Annotated in this window: 17 protein-coding genes and 1 tRNA gene; 11 read left to right on the forward strand and 7 right to left on the reverse strand. The window is 59.4% G+C overall.

Annotated features, from left to right (window positions below; genetic code table 11):
• The first annotated feature begins 57 nt into the window (after positions 1 to 57).
• Positions 58 to 1,422, forward strand: a complete 1,365-nt coding sequence (locus WMP96_RS03110; RefSeq protein ID WP_340432135.1) for a CitMHS family transporter — start codon at positions 58 to 60, stop codon at positions 1,420 to 1,422.
• 34 nt (positions 1,423 to 1,456) lie between these two features.
• Here the strand turns inward: WMP96_RS03110 and WMP96_RS03115 are convergent.
• Both WMP96_RS03115 and WMP96_RS03120 read right to left on the reverse strand, forming a co-directional pair.
• A tRNA-Pro gene (locus WMP96_RS03115) sits at positions 1,457 to 1,533 on the reverse strand.
• Positions 1,534 to 1,611: 78 nt separating this feature from the next.
• Entirely contained in the window at positions 1,612 to 2,502 is an 891-nt protein-coding gene (locus WMP96_RS03120) for a metallophosphoesterase (RefSeq protein WP_301732917.1), read from the reverse strand.
• Positions 2,503 to 2,535: 33 nt separating this feature from the next.
• On the opposite strand from WMP96_RS03120, the gene WMP96_RS03125 reads away from it, so the two are divergent.
• Positions 2,536 to 3,000, forward strand: coding sequence for a GatB/YqeY domain-containing protein (locus WMP96_RS03125; protein WP_023020406.1), 465 nt, complete (start codon positions 2,536 to 2,538; stop codon positions 2,998 to 3,000).
• Between the two features lie 30 nt (positions 3,001 to 3,030).
• On the opposite strand, the gene WMP96_RS03130 is transcribed toward WMP96_RS03125, so the two are convergent.
• Complete coding sequence (locus tag WMP96_RS03130; RefSeq protein ID WP_239207841.1) at positions 3,031 to 5,520, reverse strand: transglycosylase domain-containing protein; 2,490 nt, start codon at positions 5,518 to 5,520, stop codon at positions 3,031 to 3,033.
• A 144-nt stretch (positions 5,521 to 5,664) separates the two neighbouring features.
• On the opposite strand from WMP96_RS03130, the gene WMP96_RS03135 reads away from it, so the two are divergent.
• The 4 genes from WMP96_RS03135 to WMP96_RS03150 are packed head-to-tail and all read left to right on the forward strand — an operon-like array spanning position 5,665 to position 7,485.
• The gene (locus WMP96_RS03135; RefSeq protein WP_023020408.1) at positions 5,665 to 5,988 is read left to right on the forward strand and encodes a WhiB family transcriptional regulator; all 324 of its coding nucleotides are present in this window, start codon (positions 5,665 to 5,667) and stop codon (positions 5,986 to 5,988) included.
• A gap of 45 nt (positions 5,989 to 6,033) precedes the next feature.
• Positions 6,034 to 6,192, forward strand: a complete 159-nt coding sequence (locus tag WMP96_RS03140) for a DUF4177 domain-containing protein (protein WP_005323131.1) — start codon at positions 6,034 to 6,036, stop codon at positions 6,190 to 6,192.
• Positions 6,193 to 6,651 (forward strand): RidA family protein, encoded by a 459-nt coding sequence (locus WMP96_RS03145; RefSeq protein WP_023020409.1) that lies wholly within the window; start codon positions 6,193 to 6,195, stop codon positions 6,649 to 6,651.
• A gap of 18 nt (positions 6,652 to 6,669) precedes the next feature.
• Entirely contained in the window at positions 6,670 to 7,485 is an 816-nt protein-coding gene (locus WMP96_RS03150; RefSeq protein WP_248099244.1) for an MBL fold metallo-hydrolase, read from the forward strand.
• A 174-nt stretch (positions 7,486 to 7,659) separates the two neighbouring features.
• Here the strand turns inward: WMP96_RS03150 and glxR are convergent, their stop codons facing one another.
• On the reverse strand, positions 7,660 to 8,343 hold the full coding sequence (glxR, locus tag WMP96_RS03155; protein ID WP_005323128.1) for a CRP-like cAMP-activated global transcriptional regulator GlxR: 684 nt from the start codon (positions 8,341 to 8,343) through the stop codon (positions 7,660 to 7,662).
• A 341-nt stretch (positions 8,344 to 8,684) separates the two neighbouring features.
• Here glxR and nth point away from each other — a divergent pair, with 341 nt between their 5' ends.
• Genes nth through WMP96_RS03175 form a run of 4 tightly spaced genes read left to right on the forward strand, consistent with a single transcriptional unit; the run spans position 8,685 to position 11,866 of the window.
• A complete protein-coding gene (gene nth / locus WMP96_RS03160; protein ID WP_301732914.1) occupies positions 8,685 to 9,341 on the forward strand; it encodes an endonuclease III in 657 nt (218 codons plus the stop codon).
• 9 nt (positions 9,342 to 9,350) lie between these two features.
• Positions 9,351 to 9,914: a TlpA family protein disulfide reductase gene (locus tag WMP96_RS03165; RefSeq protein ID WP_340432136.1), complete on the forward strand. Its 564-nt coding sequence runs from the start codon at positions 9,351 to 9,353 to the stop codon at positions 9,912 to 9,914.
• Positions 9,911 to 10,612, forward strand: coding sequence for an NUDIX hydrolase (locus tag WMP96_RS03170; protein WP_023020414.1), 702 nt, complete (start codon positions 9,911 to 9,913; stop codon positions 10,610 to 10,612). Before WMP96_RS03165 ends, WMP96_RS03170 begins: the two co-directional genes overlap by 4 nt.
• Positions 10,613 to 10,669: 57 nt before the next feature.
• The gene (locus WMP96_RS03175) at positions 10,670 to 11,866 is read left to right on the forward strand and encodes a MarP family serine protease (protein ID WP_340432137.1); all 1,197 of its coding nucleotides are present in this window, start codon (positions 10,670 to 10,672) and stop codon (positions 11,864 to 11,866) included.
• Here WMP96_RS03175 and WMP96_RS03180 read toward each other — a convergent pair.
• Together WMP96_RS03180 and WMP96_RS03185 are read right to left on the reverse strand one after the other, a co-directional pair.
• The gene (locus tag WMP96_RS03180; RefSeq protein WP_340432138.1) at positions 11,863 to 12,777 is read right to left on the reverse strand and encodes an alpha/beta fold hydrolase; all 915 of its coding nucleotides are present in this window, start codon (positions 12,775 to 12,777) and stop codon (positions 11,863 to 11,865) included. The two genes, WMP96_RS03175 and WMP96_RS03180, sit on opposite strands and share 4 nt — an antisense overlap.
• A gap of 154 nt (positions 12,778 to 12,931) precedes the next feature.
• On the reverse strand, positions 12,932 to 13,435 hold the full coding sequence (locus tag WMP96_RS03185) for a phage holin family protein (RefSeq protein WP_445292939.1): 504 nt from the start codon (positions 13,433 to 13,435) through the stop codon (positions 12,932 to 12,934).
• A gap of 108 nt (positions 13,436 to 13,543) precedes the next feature.
• Here WMP96_RS03185 and WMP96_RS03190 point away from each other — a divergent pair, with 108 nt between their 5' ends.
• Positions 13,544 to 14,260 (forward strand): hypothetical protein, encoded by a 717-nt coding sequence (locus WMP96_RS03190; RefSeq protein ID WP_023020418.1) that lies wholly within the window; start codon positions 13,544 to 13,546, stop codon positions 14,258 to 14,260.
• Here WMP96_RS03190 and WMP96_RS03195 read toward each other — a convergent pair.
• A complete protein-coding gene (locus tag WMP96_RS03195; protein WP_340432139.1) occupies positions 14,257 to 15,138 on the reverse strand; it encodes an HAD family hydrolase in 882 nt (293 codons plus the stop codon). The genes WMP96_RS03190 and WMP96_RS03195 overlap by 4 nt on opposite strands.
• Positions 15,139 to 15,274 lie beyond the last annotated feature (136 nt).

The raw sequence follows: 15,274 nt of genomic DNA on the forward strand, positions 1-15,274 counted from the left end.
CCCCGTCTATCTGTGTCACGTGCGGCACGGCGGGACGTCAACTTGTAAAGGAGCACTATGCAGACCCCGCTCGGCCTTACGACCGTAGGCCTTTTGGTCATTTTCGTGACGGTGGGAATTTTAATTCGCGGCCGGGTAAACCCCATCATTCCCATGACATTGGTGCCTGTAGTTGGTGCCCTAGTATGTGGATTTGGTCTAGGCGAAATATCTGACTTTTTCAGTGAAGGCTTAAGTTCCGTCATCAACGTTGTGGTGATGTTTATCTTTGCCATCATCTTCTTTGGCATATTGCAAGATGTTGGCCTATTTACTCCGGTTATCCGCGCGCTCATCAAGGCTACCCGCGGAAAAATCATGGCCGTAACGTTGGGCACTGCGGCGATCGGCGTAGTAGCGCACCTCGATGGATCTGGTTCTACCACCTTCCTTATCACCATCCCCGCGCTACTCCCGCTCTATCGTGCGCTGAATATGTCGCGCTACGTGCTTATCACCATTGTGGCGATGGCCGCCTCCATAATGAATATGGTTCCTTGGGGCGGCCCGCTTGGCCGGGCCGGCGCCGTAGTCGATCAAGAGCCCAATGCCATCTGGGTGCAACTTTTGCCCATTCAGGGCGTAGCGATTGTGCTGGTCTTCGTTTTGGCTGCGCTTTTGGGGTGGCGGGAAAAGCGCCGCATAGCGGGTTTGCGCGAAAGCGGCGAAATAGCAGGCGGCACGGCAGTAGACGTGAATGAATTGGCCGATGAATTCGCTGCTGCACAGGTACGTGAACAACATAAATTGGGCTACCACTTCCGCACGGGACGCTGGGTTACCGTGGTCAACGTTGTCGTAGCCCTTGCGGTCTTAGTGGCTCTGCTATCGGGCGTAGTTCCGCCCGCCCCAGCCTTCCTCGTGGCCACTACTATCACGCTCGCCATTAATTTCAGCGGTTCCATGGAACAAGGCGAGGCCCTACGGCGCCATGCGCTTGATGCATTGGCCATGGCGGGCGTCATTCTTGCCGCGGCCATGTTCTTGGGCGTTCTCAATGAAACGAAGATGCTTGAAGAAATCGCCCTGACGCTAGTTAACGTCTTGCCGGAGGGTGTCGCGCCGCATCTCCACGTTATTGTGGGCTTCTTTGGTGTACCGCTTGACTTGTTGACCTCGACGGATGCCTATTACTTCTCAGTTCTTCCTATTGTTCAGGGAACCGTGGAAAGCTTTGGGGTCAGCGGTATGGGTGCGGCTTGCGCGCTCATCATTGGTAACGTGGTGGGCACCTTCGTCTCGCCGTTCTCACCCGCATTATGGTTGGCGTTGGGGCTAGCGGAAGGCCAGATGGGTAAATATCTCAAGCTGGCTTTCCCCATTGCGTGGCTATTTTCCGCCATCTTGGTGGCCGCGGCGCTGTTTATGGGAATGTTGGCCTAGTAAAGGAAAGGCCCGCAGCACAGCTGCGGGCTCATGGTCGGGATAACAGGATTTGAACCTGCGACCTCTTCGTCCCGAACGAAGCGCGCTACCAACCTGCGCCATATCCCGGCGTTCCGCCTTGAAAAGCGGTACCTCGATACTTTAACGCAAGCTAAGCGCAATCAACAAAACGGCAGGTGGTTGCGTTTAGTCCACCTCAGTGATTTTTAGCAGCGTGGCGGAGGGCCGGCAGAAGATGCGTACGGGGGCAAATTTGGAGGTGCCCAAGCCATTGGAGACATGCATTTTCATCGGGCCGAAATCGTGGAGCCCCTGCACGCGGTCGCGGTCGACGCCGCAATTGGTTACCAGTGCACGGGATCCCGGCAGGCAAATTTGGCCGCCGTGGGTGTGACCAGAGAGCGAGAGTTGGTAGCCGTCGGCCGCGAACTTCTCCAGCACGCGGGGTTCGGGAGCGTGGAGGAGGGCCAGGGACAAATCAGCATCCTCGTTGGGAGGACCCGCGATTTCGGAGTAATCATCCAGATCGTGGTGTGGATCGTCCACGCCGGCGGCGGCAAGACGGACGTTGCCCACCTTAAACTCATGCCGAGCCTGGTTGGCATCGCGCCATCCGTGCTCCATAAAGGCGGCGCGCATACCGCGCCAGGGCAGATCCACATAGGAAGGCTCCCGCTTTTTGCCCAGCAGATACTTGAAGGGATTGACCGGACGCGGGGCCCAGTAGTCATTGGTGCCAAAGACAAAGAGGCCGGGGCGGGCCAGCAGCGGACCGAGAGCGCGCAGCGTATCGGGTACGGCCTGCTGATCGGAGAGATTATCGCCGGTGTTGACTACGAGGTCCGGCTCCAAGGCGTCGAGAGCAGAGACCCAGGCAATTTTGGTCTCCTGGCCCGGGATCATGTGCAGATCAGAAAGGTGGAGCAACCGAAATTCCGGCTTGCCACGCAGAGTGCCCTTGGGCAGGAGAGGGAGCGTATATTCCTTGAGCTCGAATTTGGTCAGTTCGCTATAGCCCCATGCTGCGGCGCCCAGGCCCGCAGCGGTGAGGCCGCCAAGAATACGTAAAAGTTTCACGGCTACCACCCTACCTGGCGTACATTGATAGGCATGAGCGAGCTAAAACAAACCATCCGTGCAGATCTGAAAACCGCAATGAAGGCGAAGGAGAAGCAGCGCACCAGCGCCATCCGTGCCTTGCTGGCCGCCATCCAGGCCGAGGAGACTAACGGCTCCCGGCACGAGCTGGAGGACGCCGATATCCTTAAGGTAATTGCGCGCGAAATCAAAAAGCGCCGCGAGTCCGCCGAGGTCTATGAGGAAAATGGGCGTCCGGAGTTGGCTGAAGCCGAGCTTGCTGATGTCCCCTTCTTCGAGGCCTACCAGCCCCGCCAGCTAGACGAGTCCGAGCTGCAGGCCTTGGTGAAGGAATCCATCGCCGAGGTCGAAGCCGAAAACGGCGAAGCACCCACCATGAAGCAGATGGGTGCCGTAATGAAGGTGGCCAATGCCAAGGCCGCCGGCCAAGCGGACGGCAAGCGCCTGTCCGCTGAGGTCAAAGCCCAGCTGAGCTAGAGCGGGCGAGACCACACTGGGCGGCGGAGCCTAGCGGCCAAGCAGGCTGCGGATATCGTTGGCAAAGTTATCGATGTCCTCTTGGCGGATGCCAAAGTCTTCCGGCGAGAATCCGCCCCCTCCACCGTCACCGCCTGTGCCGCCAGTCGAGCGGCCCGGGCTAGTAGCACCGTCGGTATTAGCGCCGCCGGTGCTGTTTTGTGTGCCGGTGGAGTTAGCATCGGCCACGCCGGAGGAGGGAGATTGGGAGGCCCCGGCGCCGTCGGAAAGCTGCAGCGTAATTTCTGCCCCCTTCTTCTTGCCATCCTTGCCGGTAATGGCGCGAACTACGCGGCCATAAGGCACATCGCCGCCGATGACGCGGGAAGTCTTGACCACATAGCCCTTAGCTTCCAAGGCCTGGCGCGCCTCGGCTTCGGACTTGCCGCGCAGGCCATCTAGGGTCTTATCGGCCGTGGTGCCGTTATCGTACTTCTTATTGTAGTTCGGCAGACCAGCCTTGGTTGCTATCGGCAGCTGGGAGGCCATGCTGAAGAAGGTCTGCGCCGGCTCCAAGCCGCCGTAGAGGTTGCCCCAACCCGCACACTGGCGCACCGGGCCAGTACACAGCGGGACGGTGGAGGTGCCGTCGTTATAAATATAAGGAGCGGCGGAAATGCCCTCATTGAATCCCAAGAAAGCAGAGGATTGGTTGGACTCGGTGGTGCCGGTCTTTGCCGCGATAGGGCTGGAATAGCCGGCCGCCTGGGCGGCATCTTTGGCCGTGCCCTGCTTGGCATCTTCGGACAAAGCATTGCTCATGGCGCGGGCCACGTCCTTATCCACCGCCTGCTCACACGGGGTTTCTTTAAGGTAGACCTCGTTGCCTTCCTTATCGGTGATCTGGGCGATGGGGTTGGGTTCACACCATTTGCCATCCGAGGCCAGCGTGGCACCCACATTGGCTAGCTCCAGCGGGTTGACCTGGTCTGGGCCCAGGGTAAAGGAACCCGAATTGGCTTCCTTGGTGTGCTGGGCAATCGAGGTGTCCTTATCAAAGCTGCCCTTGTCATCGTAGGAGCGCAGGCCCAAGCGCACGGCCATATCAACGATGGGGGCTACGCCTACCTGCTCGGTGAGCTTGATAAATGGCGTATTGGGCGAGTGGGCCAGTGCTTCCTGCAGCGTCATGGTGGCCTTATAGGCGCCAGCGTTTTCCACGCAGTAGCGGTCCGCCGGGCAGCCGGCGGCGCCGCCGTGACCAAGGCCTTCCGCCTCGTAGCGGGTGGGCACATCCACGGTGTTTTTAATGCCATAGCCTGCCTCAAGCGCGGCCGCGGCGGTAAAGACCTTAAACACGGAGCCGGCGCCGTTGCCTACCAGGGAATAGGGCTGCGGCAGGATGGTTTCATTCTTGTCCAAGTCCAAGCCATAGTCACGGGAGGAGACCATGGCCAGCACCTTGCGATCCGATTTACCGGGTTTGATGACGTCCATGACTTCCGCCACGCCTGGGGCGTCCGGGTTGGTGTGGCTTTGCACGGCCTGAAGGGCCTTATTTTGCACCGTTGGATCCAGCGTGGTTTTGATGGTGTAGCCACCGCGCGCCAGCTGTTCTTCGCTAATGCCCTTCTTATCCAGGTACTTCAGGACATAATCACAGTAGAAACCGCGGTCACCCGCGCCGATGCAGCCATTGGCTAGCGTTTGGGGCTTCTTGCCGACGCCCAGCTTTTCCCCCTTATACTTATCCGCTTCCTGCTGCTTGATATAGCCGTTATCCGCCATGGATTGCAGGACGAGATTGCGCCTTTCGGTTACTTCGCCGGCGTTGGTATAGGGGTTGAGACGCTCAGAGGATTGGACCATGCCCGCCAGCATTGCTGCTTGTGGCACCGTGAGCTCAGAGGCGTGGGTGCCATAATAGGTGCGGGCTGCGGCCTCGACGCCATAGGCATGGTTACCAAAAGACACCAGGTTGAGATAGTTGGTGAGGATGTCATCCTTATCTAACTCCTCATCCATCTTGGTAGCCATGCGCATCTCGCGCAGCTTGCGGGTTATGGATTGCTCGGTGGCCGCGGCACGCTCTTCATCGGTGGTAGCAGAAACCAACAGCAAGTAGTTCTTTACGTACTGCTGATCGATGGTAGAAGCACCCTGGGAGACACCACCCGAGGTCAGGTTGGTCCACAGTGCGCGGAAATTGCCCTGGAAGTCTACGCCTTCGTGATCATAAAAGCGCTCGTCCTCAATGGAGACGATGGCGTTTTTCATGGCTTTAGAAATCTTCTTGCCCTCCACTGGGTGGCGGCGCTGGCTGAAGACATAGGCCATGTCCTTGCCCTTGGCATCTTTAATGGTGGTGACGCCAGGGATATTTCCGGCCGTCAGATCTTGCAGGTCAGATTGCATGGTTTCGTTAGTACGGGCAATCGCTACCCCGGAAATGCCCGCGAAGGGGGCAAGGGCCAGGGCGATCAGCGCGCCTACCAAGACCGTAGACAGGGCTATCTTGGCCAAAGATTTGATGACAGTCACGCCCCATACACTACGTGGTCGCCCTCGGTGGGTGGAAGATCACTCGCACCCCCTAAAGTGTGACGTGTTAGACAATCTTCTACCTGGGTGAATAGACTTAGGCGCGTTACATAGTATTCCGTCTGGGAAGGAGCACACTCACCCATGACCGTTCGTGTGAAGACTGCTGGAATGTCTAATACAGCCCGAAATCCCGAGCGTGGTGAGTGGGTTACCCAGGCTAAATGCCGTAAGGGTGACCCGGATGCCCTCTTTGTGCGCGGTGCAGAACAGCGCAAGGCGGCGGTCATCTGCCGCCACTGCCCGGTGTTGACCGAATGCCGTGCCGATGCTTTGGATAACCGCGTCGAGTTTGGTGTTTGGGGCGGGCTGACCGAGCGTCAGCGCCGTGCATTGCTGCGCAAGAACCCTCACATCACGGATTGGGCGCACTACTTGGCTGAGGGCGGCGAACTCGTCGGGATTTAAGAATTTTGACGGCGTGGGGCGTATTTAATAGTTAGAATGGGACCCATGACTAAATGGGAATACGCAACCGCACCTGTTCTTACCCACGCTACGAAGCAGATCCTCGATTCTTGGGGTGAAGACGGCTGGGAACTGGTTACCGTCACCCCTGGCCCGAACCCAGAAAACGTCGTGGCCTACTTCAAGCGCGAGGTGGCAGAGTAAATGGGCTTTCATGCTCGCTTGCGGGAGCTGGGGTACGAGCTACCGGGCGTCGCCAAGCCGCTAGCTTCCTATGTGCCGGCCGTGCGCGTAGGAAATCAGGTCTGGACCTCCGGTCAGCTTCCCCTCGTGGAGGGAACCTTGCCGCTGACCGGCAAGGTTGGTGCCGAAATCACTACGGAACAAGCCCAAGAACAGGCCCGTATCGCGGCGCTCAATGCGCTCGCCGCCATCGATGCTGAGGTGGGCCTAGATAATATCTCCCGCGTGCTAAAGATTGTGGGGTTCGTGGCTTCTGATCCGGGCTATGCAGATCAGCCAGCAGTTATCAATGGCGCCTCGGATTTCATTGGTGAAGTCTTTGGGGATGCCGGAACGCATGCTCGCTCCGCCGTTGGTGTGGCTGCGTTGCCTAAAAACGCGCCGGTAGAGATCGAACTAATCGTAGAAATTGCTGCTTGATCGGATAGGCTAGTAACTATGGAGCACCCTGCATATAGTCAATTGCGTCCCGTCAGCCAATCCGTTGGCGTAGTCCTTTGTGATAACCCCAGCTACACCGCCCTTGAGGGTACGAATACGTGGATTATTCGCGCCGCTGAAGACTCCCGGGCGATCGTCGTAGACCCGGGTCCAGAGGATGAAGGCCATCTCAACGTTGTGCACCGCAACGCAGGTGAGGTGGCATTGATTTTGATTACTCACCGCCACGATGATCACGCATCTGGCGCGCAGCGCCTGCGGCAGATGACCGGCGCCCCCATCCGCGCATTCGATCCGAGTTACTGCAACGGTGCCGAGGCGCTGCAGGATGGTGAGCATATCTCCCTCGACGGCATCACCCCTCGCCTCGAGGTTGTTCACACCCCTGGCCATACCGCGGACTCCACCTGCTTTTTTGTGTGGAGCGGTGAAGTAGGAAACTCCCGTCTCGAAGGCATTATTTCCGGTGACACCATCGCAGGCCGTCACACCGTTTTGCTTTCGGAGACGGACGGAAACTTGGCCGACTATCTGCACACCTTGGATACCCTAGAGGAGCGCGGTAAGGATATCGCGTTGTTCCCAGGGCACGGCCCAGATTTGGATGACACGTCCCAGGTAGCTCGCAAGTATATCGACCGCCGCCACTACCGCCTTGATCAGATTAAGGAGATCCGCTCCCGCTTGGGTGAGGATGTAGATCTGAATACCCTGGTCAACGAGATGTACGATGATGTGGATCCGGTACTGCGCCACGCTGCGGAGCAGTCCACTCGCACCGCGCTGAAGTATTTGGACGGCAAGACTAAATAAGCCGTATCTCCTATGTGCCCCTTTTTCCTCCTAGTAGGAAAAGGGGCTTAATTGTTTTAGCCCCTGCGCTGGTGCACCAGGGAAGTGGGGCTGGCCTTCACGTAATGCTGGGCAAGGGGGCGAAAACCAGCGAAACCCCCGCTTTAAGCGGGGGTGTGGCGAGCTCGCGCTTACTTAGCGAGCGCGGCGGGCGAGGTGCTCGGTATCGACAATGAGCACGGACTTGCCCTCGAGGCGGATCCAACCGCGGTGGGCAAAGGTGGCGAGCGCCTTGTTGACGGTCTCACGAGAGGCGCCGACCAGTTGGGCAATCTCTTCCTGGGTGAGATCGTGGTTTACGCGCAGGGCGCTGCCTTCCTGGACGCCGAAGCGATTGGCCAGCTGCAGCAAAGTCTTTGCCACGCGGCCGGGAACATCCGTGAAGATGAGGTCGGCCAAGTTGGCGTTGGTGCGACGCAGGCGGCGTGCCAAGACGCGTAGCAGCTGCTGTGCGATTTCGGGGTGGTCACCAACCCACTTCTTGAGCAGCTCGGAGTTCATGGTGGCCGCCTGAACTTCGGTCACGCATACTGCGGAAGAGGTGCGCGGGCCCGGGTCGAAGATGGACAGCTCGCCGAACATATCGGATGGGCCCATGACGGTCAGGAGGTTTTCGCGGCCGTCCGGGGCGTGGCGAGCGAGCTTAATCTTGCCCGAGGTGATGATGTACAAGCGGTCACCAGGTTCGCCCTCGTCGAAGATGGTGGTTCCGCGCGGATAGCGCACGGTCTCCATCTGCTCGATGAGGTGCTGCACTGCAACGGGATCAACGCCTTGGAAGATTCCGGCGCGGGAGAGGATGTCCTGTACGCCTTCCACGTTTTACTCCTTGGATGTCGACTACGAAAGTCCATAGATGCGCCTGCGCCACATCTGGGTGCGGTCTTTCATGCACTCGACAATGCGGAACAAGCGGGGTCACTGTGTAACGCGTTTCATCTTACAGTGTAATTGGTCACTTTTGGTACTTCAGTGAATTTTTGTCACACTATAGAAACTCTGATCGTGCTAGAGGCACAACTCCGGCCAGCGAGTTTGCGGCTTAGTCAGCGAAAACAACTGCCTCGAGCTTTTCCATCAGGAGGGCGAAAAGGGCGATCGCAAGCGGTACCAGAATCACAAGTGAAATCATGTTTTCCTAGTCTACTAAGCTTTATGCCATGAATTCAGCACTGTCAGCGGCCAGCGCGCCGGAGCTACGGGCACCGGAGATAAATAGGCGTTTGGCACAGGAGTATCCAGATGCGCGTTGTGCCTTGGATTATGACTCCCCGCTGCAGCTTTTGATAGCCACGGTGCTTTCTGCCCAGTGCACGGATGAGCGCGTGAACTCGGTGACCCCTGAACTCTTTTCCCGCTACCCCGAGGCCGCGGATTATGCAGCAGCGCAGCGGTCGGAACTGGAGCGCATCCTGCGCCCGTTGGGTTTTCAACGAGCTAAGGCGGGACACCTTTTGGGCATAGGGGAGAAGCTGGTGGCAGATTTTCAAGGCGAGGTTCCCCGCACGGTTAAGGAGCTCACCAGCCTGCCCGGCGTGGGGCGTAAGACCGCGCTGGTGGTGCTTGGAAATGCCTTTGGGATTCCGGGGCTGACGGTGGATACGCACTTCGGCCGCCTTATGCAGCGGCTCGGACTCACAGGGGAGACGACGCCGCTAAAGATTGAGCGGGACATCGCCAAGCTCCTGCCAGAAGAAGAGTGGACAATGTTTTCTCACCGCGTCATCTTTCATGGGCGCCAGGTATGCCATGCGCGCACGCCGGAGTGCGGTGCATGCGTGCTGCGGGATATGTGTCCAGCGGCTAGTGGGCGCTAGGCTTAAGGCATGAAGAACTACGTCCTTGGCACGGTGATTGCCGCGATCCTCATCGCCGTTATCGCGGTAGTGGGGGTCTCGCAATTGCGGGGTGGGGACGAAGCCGAGAAGGCAGTGCCAACCGAGGCTGCTCCGCAAGAAGTCCCGCAGCGTCCAGACTGTCCAGCCGGCACCGTAGCTGGGGTAGAGCTGGATTGCTTGGGCGGTAAGGCCACCGGAAAGCGTGCCGATGAAGGTGTGAGCGTGGTCAACGTGTGGGCGTGGTGGTGCGAGCCGTGCCGCGCGGAGCTTCCCTATCTGCAAAAGGTGGCGGAGACGCACCCAGACTGGCAGGTCGTGGGTGTGCACGCGGATAAGAACGCGGGAAACGGTGCAGCTTTCTTGAATGACGTGGGAGTGGATCTGCCGAGCTTCCAGGATGCGGATAATAAATTTGCCGGTCAGTTGAGCCTGCCAGGCGTAGTTCCGGTGACAGTGGTGCTCAAGGACGGCGAAGTGCGCAAGCAATTTGCGCAGCCCTTTAGCTCCGCAGCGGAGATTGAACGGGCCGTGAAAGAGGCGATTGCGGCATGAGCCAACTTCGTCCCGAGTGCACACCAGAATGGCTCAAGCCAGCGTTGGGGGTAGATCCGAGCCAGGTGCAAGAGCTCATAGGCAACCGGCAGGCTTCGTCCCTCAATGGCACTACTGCGCAGGTGCCGGTCAAACGGGAGGCGGCTGTGCTTATGCTACTTAGCGGCGAAAGCGCGGAGGAGGGCAGCATTTTGCTCACACACCGCTCGCCGTCCATGCGTTCTCACTCCGGACAAATTGCTTTCCCGGGCGGCCGCCGAGATCCCGGTGATACCTCGCTAGTGGATACTGCGCTGCGGGAAGCCTGGGAAGAAACGGACCTGCAGCGTAATTCCGTGACCCCATTAGAGCAGTGGAGCCAACTGCATATCCGTGCCACCGGCAATCCCGTGAGCCCGATCCTGGCGCATTGGAACCAGCCGGGGGAGGTCTATCCCGCCAGCCCTGATGAAACCGATGATGTCTTTCTCGTTCCCATCCGGGAATTGGTCGATCCACGCAATCGCTTCGTGGTGGGCTTTAGAAAATGGCAAGGACCAGCATTTCATGCCAATGGCTATGTCATCTGGGGGTTTACCGCCGGCGTGCTTTCGGCTCTCTTGCAGCACTCTGGGTGGAGCGTTCCTTGGGATAACAATTCAGTCATGGACCTGCGTGACTCCCTCAAAAACTCCCGCAATAATGAGAAGATGTCCTAACCGCTTGTGCCGCGGTACGTGTACGTCTTAACCCCCAAATAGAAAGAATCCATAGCCATGACTCCTGCGCTTATCGTTGACGGCCTGATTGTGGTCGCCGTCCTGTTGGCGCTACTTAGTGGGTGGCGCAATGGTGCCCTCGCGGCAGTTTTGGCCTCCATCGGAGTGGGTGCTGGGGTAGTGCTGGGCATTGCCGTGGCACCTGCCGCATTGCGCCTGGTGGATCAGCCCTCGTTGCGCTTGCTGCTCTTGGTAGGAATTTTGGTGCTATTCGTGGGCATCGGGCAGCTCATCGGCTCCTCTCTGGGCGGCAGCGTGCGCGACCGCATGAAGGCGCGCAAGACACAGCGCCTCGATTCTGCGGTGGGTGCGGTATTCCAAGCCTTTGCCGCCTTGGTGGTTATTTGGCTGATTTCTATCCCTGTGGCCACCAACTTGGGTGGTGCGGCCGGTCAGGGCCTGCGCGATTCGCGTATCTTGGGCAACCTCAACTCGGCCGCGCCGGCGCGGGTAGCGGCGCTGCCCAATGGCGTGGCGGCAATGCTTAATGAGTCCGGCCTGCCGCCGTTGGTTTCGCCCTGGCAAAACTCCATTAGCAATGAGGAAGTAAAAGAGCCGGACCCAGACGTGCAGGATCCGGAGCTGGTGCGCCGCATGCGGCCCTCCATCATTCACGTGCTTGGCGACGCCGAAGAGTGCTCCCGCCGCCTCATGGGTTCCGGCTTCGTGGTAGCCGATGACTACGTGATCACCAATGCCCACGTGGTGGCCGGCACGCAGACCGTGCGCCTTGATACCAAGCTGGGGCTTAAGGATGCGACCGTGGTCTATTACAACCCAGACGTGGACGTGGCGGTGTTGCATTCGCGAGACTTAGGCATCGATCCGCTGCCATGGGCCCAAACCCCAGCGCAGACGGGCGATGATGCCATGGTGATGGGCTTCCCACATTCTGGGCCTTTCGACACCGAGATGGCGCGCGTGCGCGATCGCATCACCATTTCTGGTCCGGATATTTACTCTCACGGGCATGTGGAGCGCGATTCCTACACCGTTCGCGGCAATATCCAGCAAGGAAATTCCGGCGGCCCACTGGTCAATACGGCTGGCGAGGTCCTAGGCGTGGTCTTTGGCGCCTCGGTGGATGACTCTGAAACGGGCTATGCGCTCACCGCTGATGAAGTCAACAGTCAGATCGGGGACGTCGCGCAGCTTACCCACCCAGTCGATACCGGTGAGTGCGTGGCCCACTAGGTATTTTCTTGGAGCCACGCCCCCAGCGTAGAGACGAACTCCGCCGGTGCTTCCACGTGCGGTAGGTTCTTCGCACCGGGCACGGTCGTGGCGGTAAATCTGTGGCGGGCGCGCAAGGCGGCGCGACGGACCACGGGATTCCACAGCCGTTGTTGGGCGTGGATGAAAAGGACGGGTCGTTCCACTGTCAGTTCCACCCAGTTCAGGGGGACAACGGCGGTGCGCATACGGTGGTTCCACAAGATTCCGCGCCGAACGCTGCCGATCCGGGAGGCGCGCAGGCGTAGATCGAGGATGCGGTCAAAGGTGGCTCCGTTAAGCGAAGGCCCCGTATCCAGCTCCAACTCCTTGCGGTAGGCGCGCGGACTAAGTAGCAGGTTCTGGGCGCGGGTAACGCGGGGTAGGCGGCACAGCAGCGAGCGCAGGTTAATCCACCCAAAATCCCACGGCCGGGCGGCAATCGCTCGGCGCAGATCCACCGGGTGGGCGGCGGAGATGGAAGCCAAGCCGCGCACCCGCTCGGGGCGCTCAGCGGCTAAGCACCAAGCCACCGCGCCGCCGGTATCGGCACCGACCACAAAGGCGTCGTCATGGCCCAAGGCCTGGATGAGCCCGCTGATATCGCCCACCAAGGTACGAATATCTTGCCCCGCATCAATAGGTGGCTTATCGGACATGCCAAAGCCGCGCATATCTACCGCCGCGACGTGGAAGCCGCGCTGTGCAAGCGGCGCAATGACGTCTTGATAGTCGAACCACCCACCAAAGGCGCTGTGGATGAGTACCACTAGTGGCTGCGTGCTCTCTCCCGCCGTGGCCACGTGCAGGCGGATGCCGCGGGTATGGACGAAGTCATGCGCATAAGGTCCCTCCAGCTCCACCGTTGAGGGAGGCAGGGGTGCAAAGGCCATGGTGCCGCCTTTCTATAGTTGGGGCAGAAACGGTAGAGGATAGGGGAAAGTACACAAAATCCGCCCCAGGCTAGCTAGGGCGGATAGAGGGGAGCACGACTGCGTGGCGTGCTGCGTGTGCGTGGCGTGCTGCGTGTGCGTGGCGCCTGCCGGTTTAGGTGTAGAGGCCGTGGGTGGTCTTTCGGTCCAGAGACTTTTGTGCCTTGCCCGGAACCAGGTTCTTGAGCTCCTTGGTGGAGTCAATGGTCTTTTGCGGCGCCTTCACCTGCTTGACGTTCTTCAGACCAACAAAGGCCAAGATGCCGGCGAGGACGATCATGATCAAGAAGACGATCAGGAACGCTGCCCAACGGTCCAGCCAGATGGCGAGGAGCTCTGCCAAGAAGAAGAAAAAGAAGAAAGAGCTATACAGCGCGATGGTGCCAGCGCCGCCGAAGAGACCAGCACCAATTCCACCCTTCTTTGCGGACTCTGCCAGTTCGGTCTTAGCCAGCTCCACCTCGGAGCGTACGAGCTGGGACATCTGCTCGGTGGCGTTGGAGACCAGCTGGCCTACCGAGATCTCGGACGAGGACGTATCCACGTCACTCAATGGGATCGAGTTCACCTTCGGTGCAAATTGATCAGTACCGTCGGTATACAGTCCATCGTTGCTCACGATTAATTCTCCTCGCGTTTATCTAAACCTTGTAATGTCCCTAATAATAATGGAATCACTATTCTCCCATGGTGCCACGCATACGTAGGGACTTCCACGGCTATCCTAATGTATATGTCAGAAATTGACGCGTTATCCCCGCTGTTTCGCCTGCCGGGGGTGAAAGAAAGTGCAGAAAAAGCCGCCGCTGCCATTGCCCGTGCACACCGCCGACCTGCAGGATTGCGAAAGTTTGAGGTCATTTCCGCCGAGTCCCTTATTCGCGGCGCCCGTTCTAGCGTGGCGCTTGATGGCTACGCCATCCCCCCACATCCGGGCCCAGAGAATGTGGAAGAAGGGCCGTTGGCCAGCGCCGTAAGCGCCTACTCTGTGGCCGCGCCGGAGCTCTTGGACACCACGGTGCGCTCCTTTGCCCGAGCGCCGCTGCAGGTTCTAGCGCGCATTGACGTCGCGGCCGGTGGCACCGGTATCCCCACCGGTGAAAGCGCGCGGCTGCAAGGGCTGGGCCGGCTTATCGCCCAGGGTAATGGTCCCGCCTTTGATCTCCTTCTACCGAGCGTGGTCCATGCCGAGATAGCCGCAGGGCAGTTTTTCGGCCCTCGCAGCGGTCTCGTCGCCCGCGTTGCTTCTCGCCTTGCCGCTGTGCATACGGGGTTTGACCCGCGTGGTTTCGCCGTACCCGAGGTCTACTACACCCGCCACCGCGCTGAGTATGCCGATGCGGTGGATAATTACCGCACCGCGCTTGCCGACGCCCTCCTTACCCACCTCGCTGCCTGGGCAGCCGGTGGTGCAGAGGCCGACGCGATTGCGCGAGCCGCTTAAGAGGTATGCCGTGGCCCGCGCTTGGGGAAGCTGGGGCGGTCAGGGTGCTGGGCAAGCCACAGCCCGGCGCCGATAGCCGCCACGGTACCCGCCAGCACGGAGGCGCCGATTCCGATTTCTTTAGCGGTTGGCGCAGGCAGGAGCGGCACTGGGTCCTTAAAGGATCGAATATCCCACTCATGGCTGATGGCGTGGCGCTTTAATTGCTTGTCCGGGTTGACCGCGACGGGGTGGCCAACCTTCTCCAGCATCGGGATATCCGTAGCGGAATCCGAATAGGCATAGCTGGCATTAAGATCAATGTTTGCTGCGGCGGCAGTGCGCTCTAGTGCCTCCGCCTTATGTGGGCCCTTGCAATAAAAGAGCACCTCGCCGGTAAAGCGTCCGTCTTTTTCTGCCAATTCGGTGGCGATGACGTGCTCGACGCCGAGCTCCTCCGCGATGATGTCTACCAGCACGGCAGCGGAGGCAGAGACAATGACCACGTGGTCGCCCGCGGCGCGGTGGGCACGGATAAGTTCCCGGGCCTCGGCATAGATGGAGGGAGTGACCACGTGGTGCATGGTGTCTCGGGCGATGGAGCGCACTTCCTCCACGGACCACCCCGTGACCATTGCGGTGAGCTGATCGCGGCTAGCGTCCATGCCTTCGCTGGAGAGGCCGGAAAACATATAGCTGGCTTTCGCCAGGGAGAGCTGCAGTGCTTCGGCCGGGGAGATGAGCCCGTTGTGCAAAAATTCGCGGCCAAAGGCATAGGCCGAGGAGGTGGCGATGATGGTTTTATCGAGATCGAAAAACGCCGCGGTGCGTGTGTGCTCGCCGCCGGCGCAACTCGTGCTAGCGGGGCGGGGAGGAAAGGATTCGCGGGAATTCGTCATGGTGTGCTGCCGAGTGTAGCTGCCCTTCGCGCTTAGTGGTGTAGAAGTGGCTGCAGTTAATGGTGGTTGGCGAGTCAATAATGTGGGATTGGCAGCCCGTGCGGGGGATAAAGTAGTGAACACGCATTCGGTGCAG

Source organism: Corynebacterium sp. KPL4035, assembly GCF_037908325.1.
GTDB lineage: Bacteria > Actinomycetota > Actinomycetes > Mycobacteriales > Mycobacteriaceae > Corynebacterium > Corynebacterium kefirresidentii.

Bases quoted from the DNA above. Each gene is read 5' to 3' on its own strand.
- WMP96_RS03110 (WP_340432135.1), top strand. From the start codon at position 58: ATGCAGACCCCGCTCGGCCTTACGACCGTAGGCCTTTTGGTCATTTTC.
- WMP96_RS03125 (WP_023020406.1), top strand. From the start codon at position 2,536: ATGAGCGAGCTAAAACAAACCATCCGTGCAGATCTGAAAACCGCAATG.
- WMP96_RS03135 (WP_023020408.1), top strand. From the start codon at position 5,665: ATGACCGTTCGTGTGAAGACTGCTGGAATGTCTAATACAGCCCGAAAT.
- WMP96_RS03140 (WP_005323131.1), top strand. From the start codon at position 6,034: ATGACTAAATGGGAATACGCAACCGCACCTGTTCTTACCCACGCTACG.
- WMP96_RS03145 (WP_023020409.1), top strand. From the start codon at position 6,193: ATGGGCTTTCATGCTCGCTTGCGGGAGCTGGGGTACGAGCTACCGGGC.
- WMP96_RS03150 (WP_248099244.1), top strand. From the start codon at position 6,670: ATGGAGCACCCTGCATATAGTCAATTGCGTCCCGTCAGCCAATCCGTT.
- nth (WP_301732914.1), top strand. From the start codon at position 8,685: ATGAATTCAGCACTGTCAGCGGCCAGCGCGCCGGAGCTACGGGCACCG.
- WMP96_RS03165 (WP_340432136.1), top strand. From the start codon at position 9,351: ATGAAGAACTACGTCCTTGGCACGGTGATTGCCGCGATCCTCATCGCC.
- WMP96_RS03170 (WP_023020414.1), top strand. From the start codon at position 9,911: ATGAGCCAACTTCGTCCCGAGTGCACACCAGAATGGCTCAAGCCAGCG.
- WMP96_RS03175 (WP_340432137.1), top strand. From the start codon at position 10,670: ATGACTCCTGCGCTTATCGTTGACGGCCTGATTGTGGTCGCCGTCCTG.
- WMP96_RS03180 (WP_340432138.1), bottom strand. From the start codon at position 12,777: ATGGCCTTTGCACCCCTGCCTCCCTCAACGGTGGAGCTGGAGGGACCT.
- WMP96_RS03190 (WP_023020418.1), top strand. From the start codon at position 13,544: ATGTATATGTCAGAAATTGACGCGTTATCCCCGCTGTTTCGCCTGCCG.
- WMP96_RS03195 (WP_340432139.1), bottom strand. From the start codon at position 15,138: ATGACGAATTCCCGCGAATCCTTTCCTCCCCGCCCCGCTAGCACGAGT.